The 18,855-nt window shown below is 49.8% G+C and carries 20 protein-coding genes; 11 read left to right on the forward strand and 9 right to left on the reverse strand.

Features of this window, described 5'->3' with window-relative positions:
* Nucleotides 1–37: 37 nt before the first annotated feature.
* The 7 genes from B067_RS0101810 to bioB all read right to left on the reverse strand — a co-directional run bounded on the left by B067_RS0101810 (nt 38) and on the right by bioB (nt 6,207).
* A complete protein-coding gene (locus B067_RS0101810) occupies nt 38–220 on the reverse strand; it encodes a DUF3094 family protein (RefSeq protein WP_019528338.1) in 183 nt (60 codons plus the stop codon).
* Between the two features lie 123 nt (nt 221–343).
* Complete coding sequence (locus tag B067_RS19410) at nt 344–1,132, reverse strand: putative metalloprotease CJM1_0395 family protein (RefSeq protein ID WP_019528339.1); 789 nt, start codon at nt 1,130–1,132, stop codon at nt 344–346.
* A 35-nt stretch (nt 1,133–1,167) separates the two neighbouring features.
* Nucleotides 1,168–1,461: a hypothetical protein gene (locus B067_RS0101820; RefSeq protein ID WP_035801324.1), complete on the reverse strand. Its 294-nt coding sequence runs from the start codon at nt 1,459–1,461 to the stop codon at nt 1,168–1,170.
* Nucleotides 1,462–1,718: 257 nt separating this feature from the next.
* Complete coding sequence (gene bioD, locus B067_RS0101825; RefSeq protein WP_019528341.1) at nt 1,719–2,399, reverse strand: dethiobiotin synthase; 681 nt, start codon at nt 2,397–2,399, stop codon at nt 1,719–1,721.
* 3 nt (nt 2,400–2,402) lie between these two features.
* Nucleotides 2,403–3,983, reverse strand: a complete 1,581-nt coding sequence (gene bioC / locus B067_RS21560) for a malonyl-ACP O-methyltransferase BioC (protein ID WP_019528342.1) — start codon at nt 3,981–3,983, stop codon at nt 2,403–2,405.
* Entirely contained in the window at nt 3,983–5,149 is a 1,167-nt protein-coding gene (gene bioF, locus B067_RS0101835) for an 8-amino-7-oxononanoate synthase (protein ID WP_019528343.1), read from the reverse strand. The genes bioC and bioF overlap by 1 nt, the downstream gene beginning before the upstream one ends.
* A gap of 14 nt (nt 5,150–5,163) precedes the next feature.
* Nucleotides 5,164–6,207: a biotin synthase BioB gene (bioB, locus tag B067_RS0101840; protein WP_019528344.1), complete on the reverse strand. Its 1,044-nt coding sequence runs from the start codon at nt 6,205–6,207 to the stop codon at nt 5,164–5,166.
* Nucleotides 6,208–6,346: 139 nt separating this feature from the next.
* On the opposite strand from bioB, the gene B067_RS0101845 reads away from it, so the two are divergent.
* The 11 genes from B067_RS0101845 to B067_RS19420 all read left to right on the forward strand — a co-directional run bounded on the left by B067_RS0101845 (nt 6,347) and on the right by B067_RS19420 (nt 16,310).
* Nucleotides 6,347–7,057: a ComF family protein gene (locus B067_RS0101845; protein ID WP_019528345.1), complete on the forward strand. Its 711-nt coding sequence runs from the start codon at nt 6,347–6,349 to the stop codon at nt 7,055–7,057.
* 74 nt (nt 7,058–7,131) lie between these two features.
* On the forward strand, nt 7,132–7,884 hold the full coding sequence (gene modA, locus B067_RS0101850) for a molybdate ABC transporter substrate-binding protein (protein ID WP_019528346.1): 753 nt from the start codon (nt 7,132–7,134) through the stop codon (nt 7,882–7,884).
* A gap of 3 nt (nt 7,885–7,887) precedes the next feature.
* Complete coding sequence (modB, locus tag B067_RS0101855; protein ID WP_019528347.1) at nt 7,888–8,577, forward strand: molybdate ABC transporter permease subunit; 690 nt, start codon at nt 7,888–7,890, stop codon at nt 8,575–8,577.
* Entirely contained in the window at nt 8,574–9,659 is a 1,086-nt protein-coding gene (modC, locus tag B067_RS0101860) for a molybdenum ABC transporter ATP-binding protein (protein WP_019528348.1), read from the forward strand. The genes modB and modC overlap by 4 nt, the downstream gene beginning before the upstream one ends.
* Nucleotides 9,660–10,772 carry a serine/threonine protein kinase gene (locus tag B067_RS0101865; protein WP_019528349.1) on the forward strand — a complete coding sequence of 371 codons (1,113 nt, stop codon included), beginning with the start codon at nt 9,660–9,662 and terminating at the stop codon, nt 10,770–10,772.
* Nucleotides 10,773–10,801: 29 nt separating this feature from the next.
* Nucleotides 10,802–12,082: a hypothetical protein gene (locus tag B067_RS0101870; protein ID WP_019528350.1), complete on the forward strand. Its 1,281-nt coding sequence runs from the start codon at nt 10,802–10,804 to the stop codon at nt 12,080–12,082.
* 11 nt (nt 12,083–12,093) lie between these two features.
* Nucleotides 12,094–12,768, forward strand: coding sequence for a tRNA (guanine(46)-N(7))-methyltransferase TrmB (gene trmB / locus B067_RS0101875; protein ID WP_019528351.1), 675 nt, complete (start codon nt 12,094–12,096; stop codon nt 12,766–12,768).
* A gap of 95 nt (nt 12,769–12,863) precedes the next feature.
* The gene (locus tag B067_RS0101880; RefSeq protein ID WP_019528352.1) at nt 12,864–13,424 is read left to right on the forward strand and encodes an Hpt domain-containing protein; all 561 of its coding nucleotides are present in this window, start codon (nt 12,864–12,866) and stop codon (nt 13,422–13,424) included.
* 48 nt (nt 13,425–13,472) lie between these two features.
* Nucleotides 13,473–13,973 carry an HD-GYP domain-containing protein gene (locus B067_RS0101885; protein ID WP_019528353.1) on the forward strand — a complete coding sequence of 167 codons (501 nt, stop codon included), beginning with the start codon at nt 13,473–13,475 and terminating at the stop codon, nt 13,971–13,973.
* A 149-nt stretch (nt 13,974–14,122) separates the two neighbouring features.
* A complete protein-coding gene (locus B067_RS0101890; RefSeq protein WP_019528354.1) occupies nt 14,123–14,668 on the forward strand; it encodes a DUF4136 domain-containing protein in 546 nt (181 codons plus the stop codon).
* Nucleotides 14,669–14,678: 10 nt separating this feature from the next.
* Nucleotides 14,679–16,310 (forward strand): GGDEF domain-containing protein, encoded by a 1,632-nt coding sequence (locus B067_RS19420; protein ID WP_019528355.1) that lies wholly within the window; start codon nt 14,679–14,681, stop codon nt 16,308–16,310.
* 18 nt (nt 16,311–16,328) lie between these two features.
* Here B067_RS19420 and hemE read toward each other — a convergent pair whose 3' ends face one another.
* Together hemE and B067_RS0101905 are read right to left on the reverse strand one after the other, a co-directional pair.
* Nucleotides 16,329–17,393 (reverse strand): uroporphyrinogen decarboxylase, encoded by a 1,065-nt coding sequence (gene hemE / locus B067_RS0101900; protein ID WP_019528356.1) that lies wholly within the window; start codon nt 17,391–17,393, stop codon nt 16,329–16,331.
* Between the two features lie 6 nt (nt 17,394–17,399).
* On the reverse strand, nt 17,400–18,818 hold the full coding sequence (locus tag B067_RS0101905) for an FAD-dependent oxidoreductase (RefSeq protein WP_026244345.1): 1,419 nt from the start codon (nt 18,816–18,818) through the stop codon (nt 17,400–17,402).
* Nucleotides 18,819–18,855: the final 37 nt, after the last annotated feature.

The following is an 18,855-nucleotide window of genomic DNA, read 5'->3' on the forward strand; positions in this document are numbered from 1 at the left end:
ATTGAGTCGATATTTTGAACAGCGGCGGTATAAATCCCTATAGACCTGCCGCTTTTGCCAGTAGCAAACTGAACACACTCAGGCCAGTCACCATCAGCAATAAAATGGCCAATAACTTCAAAGGCTTAAAAGGTTTGCGCGTTACCGAGTTGACACCACGCTGGAGAAACTGATCAACCTTCTGTTGATCTTCGGGGGATAATTCACGTTTATTAGTCATCGCTGTCTCTTGCTAAAGCGGCTGTGAGGAATCCATTATCGCAAATTCACCCACTAAGCACACGGCTTAATCACAGCAATAAAAAAACCCCGCTTAGGCGGGGCTGCTCAGATGTTAAAACCGCTAGGCCGTTTGGTCTAGTAACTGGCCAGGGCTGTTAACCCCAGACACATTCTCTGGGGTGGATAAATTGCTACTCAAAAAGTTACTGCTACGCACCGACTCTATACGGTTTTTACGCTGCGCTTCTTTTAATTCACTCTCACTTTTAGTCTCAGCTCTTTCGGCGGCCGTTAAACGTCTTTCTTCCGTTTGCTGCGCCCTAAGCTCGGCCCTAGCCGATATTGCCAGCCTAGCCGCGCTAGCCGCTACCTGCCTATCCTGCCCAGAAGGGTCTGCGGGGGCCAGCGCTGCCCGCTGTACCTGATCGGCGGCTTGCAAGGTTTGCTGTGGGTTATCGGAATTGGCAGGTAAAGAAATAGAAACTTCCCCCCCCACCGCATACTTCACGCCATTGGGGCCTGTTTCATAACTATATGAGGGCGCGCCGGCATATTGCCCACCCACGCCAGCATGGGCGGCTTCATGGGCTCTGACTTCGGCATCTCTGGATCTAAGCTCACGCAATTGCGCCAGCTCGCTATCGTCTAAGCCGCTTTGATCTGAGCTGTCTTGATCTGAGCCAGGCTCAGCATCAGATTGCCGCTCTTGGTTGCGGCCATCACTATCGATACCATCTTCTTGCTCGTCGTTTAAGGCTTGTTGGTTTTTGGGGGATTCTTCTATGGGGGCCAGTAGATCGTCTTTGGCCTCTAGGTTTTCTAAACCTACGGCTTCACGCCCAGTACTGGTAAATGCTGACACCGTGCTGGCGTGTAAGGAAAAATTGTTAGCACCTATGCTGGTAATCATGGTGATGTAATGTCGCCATTAGGATACCTGCAAAACTAAGCTAGGGTATCAATTAACGTACCTAAGGTTTCGTCTGCAGTACGCACTACCGCCGCTGAGGCCTGCACCTGCTGCTCGCTTCGCACTAACTGCACAACGCCTTCGGTTAGCGCATCCAAGCCGCTATTAGCAGGCCGGGTAGAGAACTGAGGCGCCTCATTAACCGCATCTACCGCTTCACTATCAGTAGGAGTCGTCACCGTGGCACTGGCAATTTTTTGGGCTGCGCTCTGGGCGCTGTTTTGACCGGCTTGTATACCGGATAAACCTGTTGATAATACGGAATTCATAACCACTCCACCTAGAATCTATCTAATAGGACTATAGCCTAATAGAACCTATAGCGTTTAGCCCCTAAGGCGTTTCAATAACTGCTCAGGAACTATAAGCCTGGACAACAACTGCACCAGCCAACGCGTACACAATTTAAGCAAACTATCGCTAAAAACGCCACCGCTATCTACCCACAGCCGCTTTAGGGCAAGACATTATAGCTATATAAAACAAGTAATTAGCCGTATGCAGTTCTTAGACAGTAGCAGAAAGACTATAGCAGCGAGGCAATATCCATATACCGCGAAGCCTCTTTGCCATTAGCTTCCGCCAAATGTGGCACTTCACCCAAGCAGGGCGCGGGGATTAAATCCACCAAGGTCGCAAAATTTTCGGCATAACAGCTCATATTAGGATCTATCCTATTGGCCACCCAGCCCGCTAGCGGCAGGCCGTCGCGCTGTATCGCCTCTATAGTTAACAGAGCGTGATTGATACAACCCAGTTTCATACCCACTACCAAAATCACTGCTGTGTTGAGTTCCTTGGCCAGCCCCGCCAGCGTTTCTGTGCGGTTGAGGGGCACGCGCCAGCCACCAGCGCCTTCTATCAATAAAAAATCACTAGGCTGCATCATCACCCCGCGGCAATAACCCGCTAGCTGGGTCACGCGCAACGACTTGCCCAACTGCGCGGCGGCGATATGAGGGGCGATGGCAGGCTCCAGTGCAACGGGGTTAACCTGCTCATAGGGTAGCTTCTGCGACATAGCTTGCTGTAACAATAGCGCGTCACTATTACGCAAACCTTCTGCGGTTTGCTCGCAACCCGCTGCTACCGGCTTTATCGCCAAGGTGGTTAAACCCTGCTGATTGGCCGCCTCTAACAGGCCGGTGGCGACTAAGGTTTTACCCGCGTCGGTATCGGTGCCGGCAATAAAATACTTTTTACCCATGGTTTAACTCTGCTCCTCTGGCTTGGTTATCACGCCATACCAAACTTGATAAGTGGCTGGCAGCATGCCCTGTTCGTTGCGGTGATTTTCATAGGCGGCTAATAGCGCCTTTACCCGCTGCTTGCCCATTAAACCGCTAGGCCTACCGGCATTAACATTGTGCGCGCCCAAGGCTTTTAACTCACGGGTAAGCAGCTTGAGCGTAGAGTATTGCAACACCACGGTTTGCTCTTGCCACTGCTGCACGACAAAGCCAGCCTGTGCAATTGCGTGATTAACTATGACCTCATCTAAAAACTGATTCACATGCACATAGCTATCAACCTGCTGCCAGGCACTGCGTAATTCATTGAGGGTATCCGGCCCCAGCGTAGCAAACACAAAACGCCCTCCGGGTTTTAATACTCGAAAAACCTCGGCAAATAATTGCTCGGGGGTTTCACACCACTGTATTGCTAAGCTAGAAAAAATAATATCAACACTATTATCCGCCAAGGGTATGGCTTCGGCATCACCGCAAAGATATAACGCATCTTGTAGCTCTCTGTGGTCGCGGGCATAACGCAGCATACCTTCAGCCAAATCAAAGGCGACCAATTGTGCAGGTAACAATTGCTGCTGTAGCTTAGGTAGAAAAAAACCGGTGCCACAACCTAAGTCTACAACACGCTCTAGCCCGGCATTATTGCTGGGCAAACACTCTAATAGCTGGTTACCGATATCTCTTTGCAAACCCGCTACGGAATCATAAGTAGCAGCCGCCTTGGCAAAAGATTTAGCCACCAATAACTTATTGCGTTTTTTTTCACACAGTGGCTTTGCTACTGACGACGGCATAAAGTTAATAATGGCGGCACAGCACTCCTCCGCATGGCTGACTAAGGGCACATGAGCCGCACCAGCTATCACCTTAACCTCTGCATTCAATTCTTTTAAATCATTGGCAGCCTGTACCGGCACTAATTGGTCGTGCTCACCTAACAGGCAAAGCACAGGCTGGCTGTTTTTTTTACGGTTATCAATGTCAACTAACAAGTTCAATGCGTCGGTTAAACTCTCGGCATTAGGGGTTTGCTTATCGCTGAGTTCGCGCAATGTTTTAACCACCGCCTTTTCATTATCACTGCCCTTGGCTTGCAATAATAAAAAGCGCTTCAAGCAAGCTGCTGGTGACCGCTCAGCCAATTGATAAAACTGTTGAAAAACGTCTGCCGCCATCGCTTGCGGCCAATCGGTTTTTTGCACAAAAACCGCATTGCTGGCAATAGTGCTAACACGCTGTACGCGCTGGGGGAACTGCTGCGCCAACTGCAGCGCCAGCATGCCACCCAAGGAGAAACCTAACACCGAGTAAGATTCGGGCATGATGCAATTTAATTCATCCAGCAACGCTGGCAAGGGCATACTGGCAACATCCACGCTACGGCCAAAGCCAGGTAAATCCACCAGCGTAAGATGATAATGTTCGTTAAGCGTGGCCACACAGGGCTGCCACACAGCACTGGCTATACCCCAGCCATGGATTAGCAATAAATACTCAGCGTTTGCTAAGCCATTTTTAGCGGGCAGTGTTTGATAATGCATTACAACGGGTCCAACACGCTGGCTAAAGCCGCTAATAAATCGCTGACATCCTGTTCGCTGTGATCCGCTGTTAGGGTCATACGTAAACGCGCAGTGCCATTAGCGACAGTCGGTGGCCGTATCGCGCCCACTAAAAAACCTTGTTCGGCTAAAGCGCGGCTAACCACCAAGGCTTTCGCACTATCGCCTATTAACAAAGGCTGTATCGCCGTATTAGAAGGCATTAACGTCAAGCCTAGGGCCTGCGCCTGCTGTTTAAAATGGCTAATTAAATGTTGCAATTCTTGCCTGCGCTCGCGGTCGTCACGAATAATCGCCAAGCTCGCTAGCGAGGCGGCTGCAATGGCCGGTGGCAAGGCGGTAGTGTAAATATAGGGCCGGGCAAATTGAATAAGGGTTTCAATTAATACTTCACTGCCCGCCACAAAAGCGCCAAAGCTACCCGCGGCTTTACCCAGTGTTGCCATTAATATCGGTAATTGGTTTTGATCTAATTGAAAGTGTTCAGCACAACCTGCGCCCTGCTCACCCAATACGCCAAAGCCGTGAGCATCGTCCACCATTAGCCAAGCATCTTGCTGTTCGGCCAAGGCCGCTAATTCTGCTAAGGGCGCACAATCGCCATCCATACTGAACACACCATCTACCACTATCAATTTTCTTTCGGCGGTGCTGGCTGCCAGTTTTTTGGTCAGACTGGCAATATCATTGTGCAAAAAGCGCTGAAATTTTGCCCCCGATAATAAGCCGCCATCTAATAGCGAGGCGTGATTTAACTTATCTTCAAACACCGCATCGTGCTTGCCCAGCAAGGCATTAATGATGCCGACGTTAGCCATATAGCCAGTAGAAAAAAGCAGTACTCTATCGCGACCGGTAAACGCCGCCAGTTCTTCTTCTAATTGATGGTGCAATGAGCTGTGGCCACAGACTAAATGCGAGCCGCCGCTGCCCACGCCAAAATCATTGGCCGCCTGTTGAAAGGCAGCGACAACTTTAGGGTGGTTCGCTAAGGCTAAATAATCATTGCTGCAGAAATTGCGATAGGATTTACCACTAACAACAACACGCGCCCCTTGAGCGCTTTCCAGCAGGGGCCGTGTTCTATAGAGGCGTTGCTGCTTGCGCTGAGCCAGCGCCGCAGAGAGTGAGTCTAAGTTGGCCATAGGGCGGCAATAGCTTAGGCGCTGGCGTCGTAAAAAAACTTATCGTTGCGCGCACTGGTGACATCGTTTAATAAACGGCCCTCTAGCTCATCATCACAGTGCTGACCGTCTCTATCTTCAGGCTTAATACCTAAGCGATCAAACAGCTGCATATCTTTGTTAGCTTTGGGATTAGGTGTGGTTAATAATTTTTCACCGTAGAAAATAGAATTAGCACCGGCAAAATATGCCAGAGCATGCATCTCTTGATTCATAGATTCACGGCCCGCCGACAAACGCACATGGGATTCGGGCATTAAGATACGCGCTACCGCGATGGTGCGGATAAAATCAAAATTATCTAAGTCTTCTAAATCGGCAAAGGGCGTGCCTTCAACTTTTACCAACATATTTACCGGCACTGATTCGGGGTGCATAGGTAGGTTGGCTAATTGTATTAATAAATTGGCGCGGTCTTTGGCAGACTCGCCCATGCCGACTATGCCGCCGCTGCATACTTTCATGCCCGCTTCCCGTACATTCGCCAAGGTGTTGAGTCTATCGGCATAGGTACGGGTGGTAATCACATCGCCGTAGTATTCTGGTGAAGTATCGAGGTTGTGGTTGTAATAATCCAAGCCCGCTTCTGATAACTCTTGCGCTTGATCGCCGCTTAACATGCCCAAAGTCATACAGGTTTCTAGGCCCATTGCCTTCACTTCTTTGACCATGGCGGTGACATAGGGCATGTCTTTTTTCTTGGGTGAACGCCAAGCGGCACCCATGCAAAAACGAGTCGCGCCGGTGGCTTTGGCAGCGCGGGCTTCGTCTATGACTTTTTCTATTGCCATCAAGGTTTCTTTCTCTAGGCCGGTATCGTAGCGGTTGCTCTGCGGGCAGTATTTGCAATCTTCCGGGCAAGCACCGGTTTTTATGGATAACAGAGTACTGACTTGCACTTGATTGGGATCAAAATTCTCACGGTGTACGGTTTGCGCTTGAAACAGCAAGTCGTTAAAGGGTAATTCAAATAGCGCCTGTACTTCGGCTAGGGTCCAGTCATGGCGTAATGCAGTCATGTTTATACTCGTATGTTATTCCAACGCGTAAGCGCTATGGGTAGAATGTTGGTTTATAGCGCTCAGGGCGTGTTCATCAAGGATGCAGAGCCTCCTATGATAAGGATTCACCCAAAGCTGTCAACCTGAAAGGACTCTCATGGTTAACAAATTAATGGCCTATATAGCCCCCTATCGCTGCATACTCTGCGATCAAGCCAGCCCCAACCAATTAGACCTATGCCCAGCCTGCCTAGCGGAGCTACCGATCCTAAAGCCACCACAATGCCAAATTTGCGCCCTGCCGCTGGCCAGCGAGCATAGCGACAGCTGCGCCAAGTGCTTGAAAAAACCACCTAGTTTCAATACCTTAGTCGCGGGCTGGCGTTATCAGGCGCCCATAGATGAGCTGATTAACGGTTTTAAATACCAAGCCAAACTCAGCCACGGCAAGGCGTTGGCGCAGCTATTAAGTGAACGTATCAGCCAGCATTACGCAAACTCGCAACTGCCCAGCCTGCTAATCCCCACCCCACTGCATTGGCGACGCTGGTGGCAGCGGGGTTACAACCAAAGCGAGTTGTTGGCCCAGCAATTAAGCAAGCATTTGGGTATAGCCATTAACCGCAGCCTGATACGGCAGCTGCACACCCCCAAGCAGCAAGGGCTCAACGCCCGCCAGCGGCGGCGCAATTTGCAGAAGGCCTTTAAGATCAAAGCAAACAGTGCTATCGCGGGCCAGTGTGTCGCTATTATTGATGATGTGGTCACTACCACAGCAACCGCCGAGGCCATGAGCCAATGCCTGTTAGCCGCAGGTGCAGCAGAGGTGCATGTGTGGTGCTTGGCCCGCACCCCGATAAACCTGTAATAAGCGATGTGTGGGCTGGGCATCTTTAGTATCATCCCCTGCTCTATATATCCACCGAAGACGCCCTAGCCCGTATGCGCTTACTGACCACCTTAATTTTTAGCAGCTTATTATCCAGCCTCACCATGGCGGGTAGCACGAATGTAGCCGTGGCCGCTAACTTTAAGCCCACTTTGTTACTGCTACAAAACCACTTTCAAGCGCAAAGCGGCCATCGGCTGATTATTAGCAGTGCGTCCACCGGCGTATTGTTTAACCAAATTAGCCACGGTGCGCCCTTCGATATTTTATTAGCCGCCGATGTAGAACACCCACAAAAGCTGGAGCGCGCAGGCTTAGCCCTTGCCCATAGCCGTTTCACTTATGCTCAGGGGCAGCTGGTATTAGCCAGCCTAAACCACACGCTGGATCAGGCTGACGAAAGCAGCATTAGGCAACAGCTCAGCCAGGCTAAGACCATCGCCATCGCCAACCCAGCCCTCGCGCCCTACGGGCTGGCCGCGCAGCAAAGCCTCAGCCATTTACAGCTATGGCCGCCGCTGCCAGCACAATTAATACGGGGCAATAATATTAGCCAGGCCCAGCAATTTTTAATGACCGGCAATGTGCAGTGGGCCTTTATTCCCCTCTCGCCGCTATTAGTAGAACAGGGCGTGCACTACTGGCGCATACCTAGGGATTGGTATCAGCCCATACGGCAGCAGGCAATACTGTTACAATCCGGGCGGCATAATGAGGCTGCATTAGCCTTTATGACGTTTTTACAATCCGACGTTGCCCGACACCTTATTGCTCAACAGGGCTATCTACTGCCCTCGCGGAACTAAGCCATGCTGCACGCTAATGACATCGCCGCCATCGTTTTAAGCTTGCAGTTAGCTGCTATAAGCACGGTGATTTTATTAATCATAGGCACCCCCATGGCTTGGTGGCTGGCCCATAGCCGCAGCCGCTGCAAACCCATTTTTGAAGCCTTAGTAGCACTGCCCTTGGTATTACCACCCACCGTATTGGGTTTTTATTTACTGCTGGCCTTTGCCCCCAACAGCCCCTTTGGCCAGTTGTGGTTATCCGCTACGGGGCAGTCTTTAGCCTTTAGTTTTAGCGCCCTAGTCATGGGCTCGGTGCTATACTCGCTGCCCTTTGTGGTGCAACCGCTGCAAGCCAGCTTTGAGCAACTACCGAAAAACTTATTAGAAGCCGCCAGCACTTTAGGGGCTGACTTTAGAGATAGATTTTTCAGTATTGTGCTGCCGCTATCGCGGCGCAGTTTTATTACTGCCGCCAGTTTAGGCTTTGCTCATACCGTGGGGGAATTTGGCATAGTGCTGATGATAGGCGGCAATATACCCGGAAAAACCCAGGTACTTTCTATCGCCTTATTCGACCGGGTAGAGAGCCTGCAATTTCAACAGGCCCACATTTTAGCCGCGGGGCTGGTGGTGTTTTCACTGCTGCTATTAAGCCTGGTTTATCGCATGAATAAACCCAGCTCGCTTAGCGTGGTAGGCCCACAATGAGCTTATCACTAGCCTTTAATTTACAACGTGATCGCCTATCACTAAACATCAAAGGCGAGCTAGCCAATAGCGGTATTACCGCATTGTATGGCGACAGCGGCGCAGGCAAAACTTCACTGCTGCGCTGCATAGCGGGGCTGGAGCAAGGCGCCCAAGGTAGCATTCGTTTTAATAATACGATTTGGCAAGACGACAGTGCTTTTATCCCCAGCCACCAGCGCCATATAGGTTACGTATTTCAAGATGCGCGCTTATTTCCGCATTTAAATGTGCTGCAAAATTTGCACTACGCCTATCAACGCTGCCACAACAAGGGCTCGAGTTATAGCCTAGAGCAGATATGTGCATTTTTAAAACTGGACCACTTATTAAGCCAATACCCCGCCACACTTTCCGGCGGTGAACAGCAGCGCGTCGCCATAGGCCGCGCCCTACTCAGCCAACCGCAATTGCTATTAATGGACGAGCCGCTGTCGGCATTGGATCAAGCTAGCCGCGATGAGATTTTAGACTTGCTAGAGCAGCTGCCACAGCAGGTAAACGTACCGGTGATTTACGTCAGCCACAATATGGATGAGGTCAGCCGCTTGGCCGATCACTTAGTGATACTAGAGCAGGGTGAAATTTGCGCGCAAGGGCCGTTGCTAGAGCTATGCCACCGCTTGGATTTACGCCTCAACCAGCAAGAGCAAGCCGCCAGTTTATTGCAGGGTAAAATCATAGGCAGCGACTCACAGTATCAACTGGCAGAACTGTCTATAGGCGCACAGCAATCACTATGGCTGCACTGCCAGCGTCCTATAGGCGAGCAACTGCGCTTGCGTATACCGGCGCGGGACGTCAGTATCAGCCTCAGCCCACAACGCGACAGCAGCATACTCAATATTTTACCAGGCTGCATAGTCAGCATACTGCATCAGGATAACGCCGCCCACGCTATGGTAAAACTGCAAGTGGCCGAGCAATACCTGCTGGCCAGAATCACCTATAAATCCCTAGAACAACTACAGCTAGCACCCGGCCTAAACGTATACGCACAAATTAAAAGCGTGGCCCTACTCAATCAATCCCTGGAAGCGTAAATGTCCAATCGTGCCATACCCGATGATGAAGTGCCCGATAACGAAATAGTCGATAATGAAATATCCGGTAATAAAGTGTCCGGCAATATAGCATCCGATACTGATGCGCCCGACGTTGAAACCCCCGATGGCGACAACAGCTTACACCCCTATCAAAAACTCACCCCCGAGTTAGTGCTAGACGCCATAGAAAGCACAGGGCTAATCACCGACCTGCGCATCTACCCGCTGAACAGCTATGAAAACCGCGTATACCAAATTGGTATAGAAGGTAGCGAACCCATCATCGCCAAATTTTACCGCCCCCAGCGCTGGAGCGATGAACAGATATTAGAAGAACATGAATTTTGCCAGCAATTAGTCGAAGCCGACGTGCCGGTGGTTGCGCCGCAACAAAACAGCGCCGGTGAAACTCTGTTAGATTTTCAGGGCTTTAAATTCTCACTGTATGAACGCCGCGGCGGCCGCGCCCCCGACCTAGGCGACTTAGACAGCCTGCACATACTGGGTCGTTTAGTGGCACGCATACACGCCGTGGGTGCTACCCAAGATTTTAAGCACCGACCACACTTGGACATAGAGAGCTTCGGCAGTAACAGCCATCAGTTTATTAGTGAAAACTTTATCCCTATGGAATTGGCCACCGCTTACAACAGCCTGTGCGAAGATTTATTAGGCGCCATTAAAGAATTATTTGCGCAAGTCCCCTACACCGCTATACGTACCCACGGTGACTGCCATGCCGGTAATATTTTATGGCGCGACGACAGCCCCCATTTTGTCGACTTAGACGATGCCCGCATGGCTCCGGCCATACAGGATATCTGGATGTTTTTATCGGGCGATAGGCAGCAGCAAACTGCGCAGCTCTCTGAACTGGCCGATGGCTATAATCAGTTTTACGATTTTGATCCGCGCCAATTACCCCTTGCGGAAGCGCTGCGCAGTTTGCGCATTATGCATTACAGCGCCTGGCTGGCAAGGCGCTGGCAGGACCCTGCCTTCCCCCACAACTTCCCGTGGTTTAATACGGTGCGCTATTGGTCCGAACATGTATTAGAATTACGCGAACAATGGGCCCTGCTCAATGAACCACCACTACAAGTCTTTTAACTAGGCCCACGGCTTAACAGGTTGCGAATGTGAAGAAATTTTTACTGGTATTACTGTTTATCTTTTTACTGTTATTGTCACTGCCCATAGTCGGCTGGTGGATGAGCCTACAAGCCCAACCCAGCGTTAGCTTTGCCGCCGACGATGGCGCCGCACAAGAGCTAGGGCGTATACATCAGTTTATTCAGCAAAGTGAAACCACGCCCACCCACAAGCGGGTGGAATTTAGCGGCCAGGATTTAAATCAACTGATACGGCACAGCAGTCAGCAATTTAAAAAGCACTTGGACTTTGCCGGACATGTTAACCTGCAGCCCGAGCGCAGCGAATTATTACTCAGTATTAACACTCACCTGCCTCTGCGCCCTTATCTAAACCTGCGTATAGACTTCACCACTTACGGTAAAAATCTGGTGCTATTGGGCGGCCAAATCGGCAGCATAAACTTGCCTCAACAAAGCGTAGAGCTGCTCGTCAACATGACTATGCCCTACGCCCAACAGCACCCGCAATACAACAGCGGCACCCAGCTGTGGCAAACCATAGAAGCCATTACCCTTAGCGAAAATCATATTGCTATAGATTTTAATATTGATGAGCGCATGCAGGCGCAGCTGCAACACCAACAACTAGAACTATTTATAGGCAAAACTGCCTTAGAGCGACTGCCCTTTTATCAGCAAGCTATAGAGCAGCAATTTGCCAATCGCTTGGGGCAACGCATTAAACTCTATGAAGTGATGCACGCGCTGTTTAACTTAGCGCTTAGCCAACCTCAGGCCGATATTGTGGCAGACAACAAGGCTATTTTACTGGCACTGTTTTTACACACCGCCGACCGCGAAGACTTTGAGATGCTAAACCTGCAACAACATGTACAGCTACCCCAGCAACCCATAGAGCTGACCATAGAGCGGCGTAAAGATTTAGCCACCCACTTTTTAAGCACCGCGGTAATCACCTTGTTTGCCAACAGTTCTATCGCCGATGCCATAGGCTTGTATAAAGAACTGCAAGATCAAGACGGCTATAGCGGCTTTTCAGTGTCGGATTTAATTGCCGACCGCGCCGGCAGTTTATTTGCCAGCCAGCTAATCAACCCCGACCTAGCGCCACAGCTACAAAAAAATATTGCCCTCAGCCAACAAGAGCATGACTTCTTCCCCATCACCTACCCGCTAGCCTCGCAACTGGAGCAGCAACTGCATAACAGCGCAGGCAACCAACAGGCCATGCTAGAACAGATAGAGCAGCAAATTGACCAGCGCGCCCGTGCCGTTGCTGTTTATCAAACCGCCCAACAACCCTAAGCGAATGACTTGTGAGCTCAGATTTGACCAGTAACGCCAAGGCCGTTATCAGCAACCAAACCGGCCCCCACCTGCAATTAGCCCAGCTGGTAGCCCGACATTTAGCCTCGCCCTTTCGCAAGCCTTACCCCGCCTTTAGCGTGCAGGCTTTTGAGGAAGCCAACAACTGGCAACAACAATTCAAGCGGCCGATTATTTTTGATTCTTACTGCGGCGTGGGTGAAAGCACCGTGGCCTTGGCCAAGCTACACCCCGAAGCCAGCGTTATAGGTTTAGATAAATCCCTGCACCGGCTCAATAAACACGACGAGCACTACCGTGCCAGCGGCGTCGATAATTACTATTTACTGCGCGCCGATATCGATGATTTTTGGCGCTTGGCAGTAGATGCCCAGTGGCAGCTCAGCCACCACTATTTGCTATACCCCAACCCCTGGCCTAAGTCGGCCCATATTAAGCGCCGCTGCCACGGCTCGCCGCTGTTTCGCAGCCTGCTGGCACTGGGCGGCCGCATAGAGCTGCGAAGCAACTGGCCTATCTATGTAGAGGAGTTTGCCCAGGCCCTAAGCTTAGCTGGCCACCCAGCACAGGCGCAGGCCTTTAATCCCGAGCCGGTGATGACCCCCTTTGAGCGCAAGTATCTAGCCGCCCAACAGACCCTTTATCGCTGCATTTATAAGCTATAACTTATAAATTAGCTACACTTAGGTACAAATACTTACTTCACTAGACGCCAATAGCGCCTAGTATAAAAAGCCGTGCGTACCACATAGCAATAATAATGATATTTACCTTACCCAAAGATTTAGACGCCGAAACCCTAGAGGAGCTTATCGTTTCCATCCAAGATGCCTTGGATGAGCTGGAGCCTGCGCTAGAGCATTTAGCTGCCTACCCCGACGACAAAAACTTACTCAACGATTTATTTAGAAACCTGCATACGATTAAAGGCAATTTTCGTATGTGCTTGCTCACCCCCTTTACCGACTATGTACACGGCATAGAAGAAAGCATCTCTGAGGTGCGCAAAGGCAGGCTGAGCTTTAACAGCCTGTTAACAGAAACCTGCCTACTGGCCTTAGACAAGCTGCGCTACCATCTGGATATTTTGCAGCAGCAAGCCGCCTGTGAAACCGATGAAATGGCCGCTATAGGCAGTCGTTTTTTGGCCATCGCCTTGGCCGATAACAGCTATGCTGCGGAACAGCTGATCGCGCAATTACTACTGGATTTACGCAGCGGCGCGATAGATACCTCCGCGAACACGATAACGGTAGTACTCGCCCCGGAAAGTGAGCAAGACATACGCCAACAACAACTGCAGTTTTTTAAAGCCACCTAAGAGAAACTGGCCTTAAAGCTTAGCGGTAACAGCCAACTATACCAACAGATGGTGCAGATAGCCGAGGCCGCTCTGCCGCATTTACCCAGCGATATCGACAGCCCGCAGTTAGTAGCCGCTATTTATCTACATGATATAGGCATGGCGGTGCTCGATGGCTCCACTCAACCCGTACCCACCGATAATACACAAATACTGACTAAGCACCCGCTGGCAGCCTATCAATATTTGCTCAAGCATCCCGGCTGGCAAACTGCTGCCGAGATCTGCCTGCAGCACCATGAAAATTGGGATGGCAGCGGATATCCCAAGCAATTAAAAGGCGAGCAAATTCATTGCGCAGCCCAGTTCATTGCGGCACTGGATTTATTTTGCGAGCAACTAACGCTGCACAGCCATTATCCCCCCTGCCGAGCCAGCCTCAATGCCCTTATCACCTGCAACCGAGAGCTGGGTCGCAGCTTCTCACTAACCGTAGTTAGAGCGCTCAATTTAGCCGTTAAGCAGCTCTACCTCTCACAAGCTCTGCCCCCAGTCTATGCTGCCTAGCCATAGACTTAAGCCATAAACTATCTCCCATAAAGCACTGTGTTTACTGTTGCGCATAATCGTTACTCCTCTATAGTTAAGTGGAGGTAACATACCTCAACAATAAGCAAAACTAGCCTCTACACAGACCCTAACCGCTGGATACCATTATGATTAAACTTTTCTGCGCCAGCCTGCTGCTAGGCCTACTCGCCGCCTGTCAAAGCAGCCCAGTCGCCACCGACTATGACACCGGCACCCAATTTAAACAGTATCGCTATTACCAGTTGGCCCCCACCGCCCCAGACGACAATGCCTTAATGCAAAAGCGCCTGATGGCTGCCATTGATAAACATACCAGCCTTAGCGGCTTGCAAAAAACTGAACAGGCACAAGCTCACAGCCTTTTGTTGACGCCCTTGTTACGCTCACAACAGCGCACTCAAGAGCCCAATTCCAGAGGCGGCATAGGTCTGGGTAGCGGCGGCGGTGGCAGCTTTTTTGGCATCTCACTTAGCGTGCCACTAAGCAGTGAAACCTTGGTCAACGATGTCAATATTGTTATTACCCTTACCGACACCGAAAGTAATAAAGTGGTTTGGCAAGGCAGCTATGCGTTTACCGTCTCAGCTGACGATCCTGCGGCGGCCGATGAGCAAGTTGATAAGGCGGTAGCCGAGATACTGAGCTCATACCCTCCCAAGCCTAGCGACTGAGTGTAACTCTATGAAAAAAGCTACGCTTTACTGCGCTTATATCGCTAGCTTTTTACTACTCTGCAGCCATAGCTTGGCCAACTTGCCACTAGAAAAAATACGCATGCAATTGCGCTGGCATCACCAATTTCAATTTGCCGGTTACTATGCCGCTAAACAACAGGGCTATTATCAACAAGCGGGTTTTGATGTAGAGATTATTGCCGGCGATAAAAACCACCAACCAATCACCGAGTTATTAAAAGGGCAGGTAGATTTTGCTGAAGGTAATAGCGAAGTATTACTGGCAAGGCTACAGGGAAAACCGCTGATTGCGCTGGCGGCAATTTTTCAACGCTCCCCTTCCATTTTGCTCAGCCGCCAAGACAGCGGCATAAGTACTGTTAATGACTTAAATCATAAAACCGTGATGTTGGTAGACGGGGTGAACTCTCAAGATGCTGATTTGCTGGCCATGCTTTATGCGGCGAAAGGCTCACTAGACGACATTAACATTATCCCCAGCTCCTACGATATTAGTGATCTATACCAAAAAAAAGTCGACGCATTTAATGGCTACATTTCTAATGAGCCTTTTTATTTAGAAGAGCGTGGCATTGCCTATCATATGTTGCGGCCGTCAGATTATGGAATAGACTTTTATAGTGATATTTTATTTACCTCCAAAAAGATGGTTGCGCAACACCCTTATAAAGTTAGCCGTTTTGTTGATGCCACCCTACAGGGCTGGCAATACGCACTAGACCACCCCGAAGAAATTATCCAGCTATTAAAACAACAATACCAAAGCGCTAAGTCGCTCAATCATTTACGCTACGAGGCCAACGCCGTACGCGAACTCATAATTCCCGAGCTTATTAGCATAGGCCATATGCACCCTAGACGCTTTCAGCACATGGCTAACATATTTCAGGAACTGGGTATGGTGGAAAACACCGAGCAGCTATCAGGATTTATCTATAAGCCCATTACATGGCAAGAACGTTTTAGCAGCTGGTGGCCTTATTTAGCCGGTATCATTATCATTATGATTGCTGCCATTCTAATACAGGCCTATACCAATAAACGTTTAGAAAAAGAAATCGACAGACGCAAGCGCGCAGAGCACGAATTAAAAAAACTAGCCCTCACCGACCACCTAACCAAACTACACAACCCCAGAAGTTTTCACCAACTGATCACCGCTGAAATAAAACGCGCTAGGCGCAGTAAACGTGCCTTTTCGCTGATAGCTATAGATATAGATTTCTTTAAGGCTGTTAATGATCAGTACGGCCATCATATAGGCGATGAAGTATTACAACATTTAGCCAAAGTGCTATGCACAGACTTACGCGCATCAGATATGTGCACCAGGGTAGGTGGTGAAGAATTTATTATTATTTTGCCAGAGACCCACGAACACCAGGCATTGGAGTTAGCCGAACGCACAAGATTAACCATAGAAAAATCCCCCTTTATCAAAGGGGAAATTTATATACCCTTAACCGTTTCTTTTGGTGTAACTGAATGGCGCCTGCCAGACGAGGTGACCGACACCATGGAACGAGCTGACCAAGCGCTATACCAAGCCAAGCACAAGGGCAGAAATTGCGTACAAGCATACAATCACTGCAACCAAAACAGCCTTACGACAAAATGATTGCAGAAAATAGCCTTGCTACTGGTGATATTGTGCCGACAACTCATGCACTGCATTAATAAAAACACCGGCATGTTCAGGGTTCACCTCAGGAGTAATGCCGTGGCCCAAATTAAACACATGGCCATTACCCTTACCAAAACTTGCCAATATTGCTGCCACTTCTTCGCGTATCCGCGCCGGTGAGGCGTATAACATGCTGGGGTCCATATTACCTTGCAGCGCCACTTTATCACCTACCCGCGCACGGGCTTGAGCAATATCAGTAGTCCAGTCCAAACCCAGCGCATCGGCACCGGTAGCTGCCATGGGCTCTAACCATTGGCCGCCACCTTTAGTAAATAAAATCACCGGCACTTTGCGGCCTTCACGCTCGCGTATTAAACCATCCACTATGCGCTGCATATAATTGAGCGAAAATTCTTTGTAGGCAGCATGGGATAAGGCACCACCCCAGCTATCAAAAATTTGTACCGCTTGCGCGCCCGCTTCTATCTGCGCATTTAAATACACGATGACCGAGTCAGCCAATTTAGTCAGTAACTGATGAAAGACTTCTGGCTGGTTGTACATCATTTGTTTGGTACGACGATAATCTTTGCTGGAACCGCCTTCCACCATATAAGTGGCTAAGGTCCAGGGGCTGCCAGAAAAACCAATTAACGGTACGCTGCCGTTCAGCTCTTTGCGTATGGTGCTAACCGCATCTATTACATAGCCTAGGTCTTTATGGGGATCTATCACTTCTAAAGCTTCAATAGCTTTTTCATCTTGCGTTGGCTTTTTAAAACGTGGGCCTTCGCCAGTTTCAAAATACAAGCCTAAGCCCATCGCATCGGGGATAGTTAATATGTCTGAAAATAAAATGGCCGCATCCAAAGGATAACGCTCTAGTGGTTGCATGGTCACTTCACAGGCTAACTGAGGATCCATGCACAGCGACATAAAGTCCCCCGCACGCGCACGCGCAGCGCGGTATTCAGGTAAATAGCGACCGGCTTGGCGCATCATCCACACAGGAGTGACATCAACGGGCTCGTGATTTAGGGCACGTAGGAAACGATCATTTTTTAATTCAGACATAGTTTTTTACACTTCTAAATAATCTAAAATTCCTTCGGCGGCCTGTCGCCCCTCCCATATAGCTGTAACCACTAAATCGGAGCCGCGCACCATATCACCGCCAGCAAAAACTTTGGGGTTACTGGTTTGAAACTTATATTGCTGTTGCTCTGCGGCAACCACGCCCTGCCAATCGTTGAGGGCGATATTGTAATCTGCTAACCAATCCGGTGGGCTGGGCTGAAAACCAAAAGCTACTAACACCACATCGGCCGGGATAATCTCTTCACTGCCGGGCACAGGCTCTGGCCTGCGCCGACCTTTTTCGTCGGGCTCACCCAACTGCGTACGTATGACTTTAACGCCTTCCACTTTGCCGTTGCCGACTATCTCTAAAGGCTGGCGATTAAATAAAAATGCCACCCCTTCTTCTTTAGCGTTGGCCACTTCCCTGCGCGAACCGGGCATATTGTCCTCATCCCGACGATAAACGCAACTCACTTGGCTGGCGCACTGGCGTATGGCGGTGCGATTACAGTCCATAGCGGTGTCACCACCGCCTAACACAACCACTTTTTGCCCACGCACACTAATATAGTCACTGGGGCTTTTTTCAAAACCTAGGTTACGATTTACATTGGCCACTAAAAAGGGCAGCGCATCGAAAACACCGGGCTTATCTTCACCGGGAAAACCACCCTTCATATAACGGTAGGTACCCATGCCCATAAAAACGGCGTCATACTCCGCCATTAATTGCGCCATTGTAACATCAGATCCCACTTCGGTGTTGAGTTGAAAGCTAATCCCCATACCTTCAAACACCTCACGGCGGCGCGTCATTACCGATTTCTCCAACTTAAACTCTGGGATACCAAAGGTTAATAAACCACCAATTTCCGGATATTTATCAAACACTACTGGCTTAACCCCCGCACGCACCAACACATCAGCGCAGCCCAAACCTGCGGGCCCGGCGCCAATAATGGCGACTTTTTTATCGGTCCACACCCGCTGGCTAAGGTCTGGCCGCCAGCCCATGGCCAGCGCAGTATCGGTAATATACTTTTCGGTGGAACCTATAGTCACCGCACCAAAACCATCGTTTAAGGTACAGGCGCCTTCGCACAGCCTATCTTGCGGGCACACCCGGCCACAGACTTCCGGCAAGGTATTGGTTTGGTGGGATAATTCAGCGGCTTCGAATAAATTGCCATCGGCAACCAGCTTTAGCCAGTTGGGAATAAAGTTGTGCACCGGGCATTTCCACTCACAGTAGGGATTACCACAGGACAAGCACCTATGCGCTTGTTGCTGCGCTTCCGGCTCTTGATAAGGCTGATAAATTTCGACGAACTCTTCAGTACGCGCCGACATATTTTTTTTAGTCGGATCTTGTCTGCCTACATCGACAAACTGAAAGACATTGTTTAAACGCTCTGTCATGGTTTTAATCACTCTATAAATCGGTATTAACGTAAGC

The sequence above is a fragment of the Dasania marina DSM 21967 genome, from assembly GCF_000373485.1.
GTDB lineage: Bacteria > Pseudomonadota > Gammaproteobacteria > Pseudomonadales > Dasaniaceae > Dasania > Dasania marina.

What these genes read in the sequence shown, in the direction of transcription:
- B067_RS19420 (WP_019528355.1), top strand. Translation starts at nt 14,679, where the DNA reads ATGAAAAAAGCTACGCTTTACTGCGCTTATATCGCTAGCTTTTTACTA.
- B067_RS0101865 (WP_019528349.1), top strand. Translation starts at nt 9,660, where the DNA reads ATGTCCAATCGTGCCATACCCGATGATGAAGTGCCCGATAACGAAATA.
- B067_RS0101820 (WP_035801324.1), bottom strand. Translation starts at nt 1,461, where the DNA reads ATGAATTCCGTATTATCAACAGGTTTATCCGGTATACAAGCCGGTCAA.
- B067_RS0101880 (WP_019528352.1), top strand. Translation starts at nt 12,864, where the DNA reads ATGATATTTACCTTACCCAAAGATTTAGACGCCGAAACCCTAGAGGAG.
- modC (WP_019528348.1), top strand. Translation starts at nt 8,574, where the DNA reads ATGAGCTTATCACTAGCCTTTAATTTACAACGTGATCGCCTATCACTA.
- B067_RS0101905 (WP_026244345.1), bottom strand. Translation starts at nt 18,818, where the DNA reads ATGACAGAGCGTTTAAACAATGTCTTTCAGTTTGTCGATGTAGGCAGA.
- modB (WP_019528347.1), top strand. Translation starts at nt 7,888, where the DNA reads ATGCTGCACGCTAATGACATCGCCGCCATCGTTTTAAGCTTGCAGTTA.
- B067_RS0101890 (WP_019528354.1), top strand. Translation starts at nt 14,123, where the DNA reads ATGATTAAACTTTTCTGCGCCAGCCTGCTGCTAGGCCTACTCGCCGCC.
- B067_RS0101810 (WP_019528338.1), bottom strand. Translation starts at nt 220, where the DNA reads ATGACTAATAAACGTGAATTATCCCCCGAAGATCAACAGAAGGTTGAT.
- modA (WP_019528346.1), top strand. Translation starts at nt 7,132, where the DNA reads ATGCGCTTACTGACCACCTTAATTTTTAGCAGCTTATTATCCAGCCTC.
- B067_RS0101885 (WP_019528353.1), top strand. Translation starts at nt 13,473, where the DNA reads ATGGTGCAGATAGCCGAGGCCGCTCTGCCGCATTTACCCAGCGATATC.
- bioB (WP_019528344.1), bottom strand. Translation starts at nt 6,207, where the DNA reads ATGACTGCATTACGCCATGACTGGACCCTAGCCGAAGTACAGGCGCTA.
- B067_RS19410 (WP_019528339.1), bottom strand. Translation starts at nt 1,132, where the DNA reads ATGATTACCAGCATAGGTGCTAACAATTTTTCCTTACACGCCAGCACG.
- bioC (WP_019528342.1), bottom strand. Translation starts at nt 3,983, where the DNA reads ATGCATTATCAAACACTGCCCGCTAAAAATGGCTTAGCAAACGCTGAG.
- bioF (WP_019528343.1), bottom strand. Translation starts at nt 5,149, where the DNA reads ATGGCCAACTTAGACTCACTCTCTGCGGCGCTGGCTCAGCGCAAGCAG.
- bioD (WP_019528341.1), bottom strand. Translation starts at nt 2,399, where the DNA reads ATGGGTAAAAAGTATTTTATTGCCGGCACCGATACCGACGCGGGTAAA.
- B067_RS0101845 (WP_019528345.1), top strand. Translation starts at nt 6,347, where the DNA reads ATGGTTAACAAATTAATGGCCTATATAGCCCCCTATCGCTGCATACTC.
- hemE (WP_019528356.1), bottom strand. Translation starts at nt 17,393, where the DNA reads ATGTCTGAATTAAAAAATGATCGTTTCCTACGTGCCCTAAATCACGAG.